The organism is Streptomyces carpinensis, from assembly GCF_002154505.1.
GTDB lineage: Bacteria > Actinomycetota > Actinomycetes > Streptomycetales > Streptomycetaceae > Streptomyces > Streptomyces carpinensis.
Window position 1 is genome coordinate 59,695 of record NZ_MUBM01000175.1, and the last position, 665, is coordinate 60,359.

Annotated in this window: 1 pseudogene; it reads left to right on the forward strand. The window is 74.3% G+C overall.

The annotated features are described in order from the left end of the window. A pseudogene (locus BZY54_RS53485) lies at positions 1–665 on the forward strand (substrate-binding domain-containing protein); the annotation flags it as partial.

Consider the following 665-nt stretch of genomic DNA (forward strand, 5'->3'; position numbering starts at 1 on the left):
CGCGGACGTGTACCTCACCTCCGGCGCCAACACCACCGGGCACGGCTGCCGCCGTTCCGGCATCACCGTCTACAGCGCGGGCGCGAGCAGTGCGGTCACCGTGCTGCGCCGGCAGACCGACGCCTGGCAGGAGCCCCGTGACGAGGACACCGACCCGCAGCGGGACATCGGGCCGCAGCCGGACGTCTGGATCCCCGCCTCGGTCACGGACGTCGCCAGGGTCACCACCGACCAGACCGACCGCACGTTCGCCGAACTCCGACCGGATTCTCAGCCGTTCGTGTACTCGCCGGTCGTGCTGGCCGTCCCGCAGAACATCGCCGGGGCCGCCCTGGACGAACGGGTCGGGCTTCCGCTGTCCCGGCTGATCACGAACCTGAAGCGGCAGGACCGGAACGCCGGTGTCCTGCGCGCCGACCCGGAGGCCACCGACTCCGCGCTGCTGGCGACGATCGGCCTCTACGGCGGTGGCGCCGCCGATCCGCGCGCAGCCGAGCAGGGCGTACGCCCCACGGGGCCGCCCTCCCCGACGGCCGCCGAGCTGCTGTGCACGCTGCCGGACGACCGCGCCGCGGACGACCGTACCGCCGCGCTCGTCCCGGAGTTCCTGCTCAGGAGCGGTGTCGGCTGCGCGCGGACGACGCGGGTGCAGCGGACCGCCGAGT